Source organism: Acidovorax sp. FG42, assembly GCF_057809195.1.
Genome location: NZ_JBMDJM010000033.1, coordinates 1 through 2,501, shown reverse-complemented (window position 1 = coordinate 2,501; position 2,501 = coordinate 1). Strand labels below are relative to the sequence as shown.

Annotated in this window: 2 protein-coding genes; both read right to left on the bottom strand. The window is 62.7% G+C overall.

The features are described from left to right. Positions 1-73: 73 nt before the first annotated feature. On the bottom strand, positions 74-877 hold the full coding sequence (gene istB / locus ACODSM_RS22395) for an IS21-like element ISThsp10 family helper ATPase IstB (RefSeq protein WP_488806941.1): 804 nt from the start codon (positions 875-877) through the stop codon (positions 74-76). Further along, positions 867-2,393: an IS21 family transposase gene (istA, locus tag ACODSM_RS22390; RefSeq protein ID WP_488806940.1), complete on the bottom strand. Its 1,527-nt coding sequence runs from the start codon at positions 2,391-2,393 to the stop codon at positions 867-869. Before istA ends, istB begins: the two co-directional genes overlap by 11 nt. Between the last annotated feature and the right edge of the window lie 108 nt (positions 2,394-2,501).

Here is a 2,501-nt window from a genome sequence, read left to right as displayed (position 1 = left end):
TGTTGATTTCCACGCAAAGCTGACCCACCATTTCCATCGAATCTTGACCCACCCTGGTTCGTGAGCTTCACGCTCACGTTGTGGATAAGTTCTTGCTTGTCTTCTCCTTCTTGGTGGTCTGTGATGGTTGCTGTGCGGAGCTGTTCTTGAACCTGTAGCTGTCGTTGCCGGTTTCCAGAATATGGCAGTGATGCGTGAGTCGGTCCAGCAGTGCCGTGGTCATCTTGGCATCCCCGAACACACTGGCCCATTCGCTGAAGCTCAGGTTGGTGGTGATCACAACGCTGGTGCGCTCGTACAGCTTGGACAGCAGGTGGAACAGCAAGGCTCCTCCTGACGTGCTGAATGGCAGGTAGCCCAGTTCATCCAGGATCACCAGATCGGCATAGGCCAACCGGTGGGCCAACTGTCCGGGCTTGCCGTTGGCCTTCTCCTCTTCCAGTGCATTGACCAGCTCCACCGTGGAGAAGAACCGCACCCTGCGGTGATGGTGCTCAATGGCTTGCACCCCGAGGGCTGTGGCGATGTGGGTCTTGCCCGTACCCGGGCCACCCACCAGCACCACGTTGTTGGCGTTCTCCAAGAATTCGCAGCGGTGCAGCTGGCGTACCAGTGCCTCGTTCACCTCACTGTGGCCGAAGTCAAACCCAGCCAGGTCCCGGTACGCCGGGAACCTGGCCACCTTCAATTGGTAGGCCACCGAGCGCACCTCCCGCTCGGCGGTCTCGGCCTTGAGCAGTTGGGACAGGATGGGCTGCGCTGCGTCGAAGGCCGGCGCACCTTGCTCAGCCAGTTCCGCAACCGCCTGGGCCATGCCGTGCATCTTGAGCTCGCGCAGCATGATCACGATGGAAGCGATGGCAGGGTCATGACGCATAGCGCACCTCCCTCAATTGGTCATAGCGCAGCACGTTGGCCTGGGGTTCCACAGACAGCTTGAGGGCCTGGGGCGAGGTGACCGGTGCTGGGGCGGGCTTACCGTCCAGCAGGCGGTGGAGCACGTTCAGGATGTGGGTCTTGCTGGCAGCCCCTGACTCCAGTGCCAGCTCCACTGCGGCGAGCACAGCTTGTTCATCGTGGTGCAGCACCAGAGCCAGAACCTCCACCATCTCTCGGTCGCCGCCTGGCTGCTTCAAGAGAGCGGCCTGCAGGCGCTTGAAGGCCACTGGCAGTTCCAGGAAGGGAGCGCCATTGCGCAATGCCCCGGGCTTGCGCTGCAGCACCGCCAGGTAGTGGCGCCAGTCATAGACGGTCTGCCCAGCGCCATGGTGGTTGCGCTCGATCAGGCGCTGGTGTTCACAGATGATCTGGCCTTCGGCAGCGACCACCAGGCGGTCCGCGTAGACCCGCAGGCTCACAGGCCGGTTGGCATACGGCGCTGGCACGCTGTAGCGATTGCGCTCGAAGTGGATCAGGCAGGTGGGCGAGACGCGCTTGGTGTGTTCCACAAAGCCATCGAAGGGCCGAGGCATCGGCATCAAGGTTGCCTTCTCTTGAGCCCAGACATCCGCGACGGAGCCAGCCAGCTTGCCATGCTCGATCTCGTGCCACAGGGCCACACAGCGCTCCTCAAGCCAGGCATTCAGATCGGGCAGGCTCGGGAATGGCGGCACCACCTGCCACAGGCGATGGCGGGCGTCGCGCACGTTCTTCTCTACCTGGCCCTTCTCCCAGCCCGAGGCCGGGTTGCAGAACTCGGCCTCGAACAGGAAGTGACTCACCATGGCCGCAAAGCGCGCATTGACGTCGCGCTTCTTGCCACGGCGCACGCGGTCTACGGCGGTGCGCATGTTGTCGTAGATGCCTCGGCGGGGCACACCGCCCAGCACGACGAACGCATGGTTGTGGGCATCGAACAGCATCTCGTGCGTCTGCAGAAGATAGGCACGCAGGTAGAACGCCCGGCTGTGGCTGAGTTTGAAGTGAGCCACCTGCAGCTTGGTGCGCACACCTGCGAGCACTGCCCAGTCCTCGCTCCAGTCGAATTGGAACGCCTCGCCGGGGCCGAAGGCCAACGGCACAAAGGTGCCGCGGCCGGTGGTCTGCTGGGCCACCAGGCGTTGTTCTTGCCAGAGGCGAACAAAGGCCGCGACCCGGTTGTAGGAGCCGGTATAGCCCAGCGCCTGCAGATCGGCGTACATCTGCTTGACGGTGCGCCGCTGCTTGCGGGATCGGCCAGCTTCCGTCTTGAGCCATCCCAAGAGCTTCGATGCGAAGGGATCGAGCTTGGAAGGGCTGACCCGCTTGGCGTAGTGCGGCTCGGCCTCGCCTGCGCGCAGGTACTTGCGGATGGTGTTGCGCGAGAGGCCCGTGCGGCGGGCGATCTCCCTGATGGACAGCTGCTCTCGCAGGGCCCAGCGCCTGATGACACTCAGTGTTGCCACGTCTATCACTCCTGGTCTCCTGCTGCTCAACAAAGCAGCAGGTTAGGGTTAGTACGTGGGTCAGGTTTGGATGGAAATCCCGGGGGTTAGTGGGTCACTTCTGCGTGGAAATCAACA

Excerpts from the sequence above, each read along its gene's own strand:
- istB (WP_488806941.1), bottom strand. The coding sequence starts at position 877 with ATGCGTCATGACCCTGCCATCGCTTCCATCGTGATCATGCTGCGCGAG.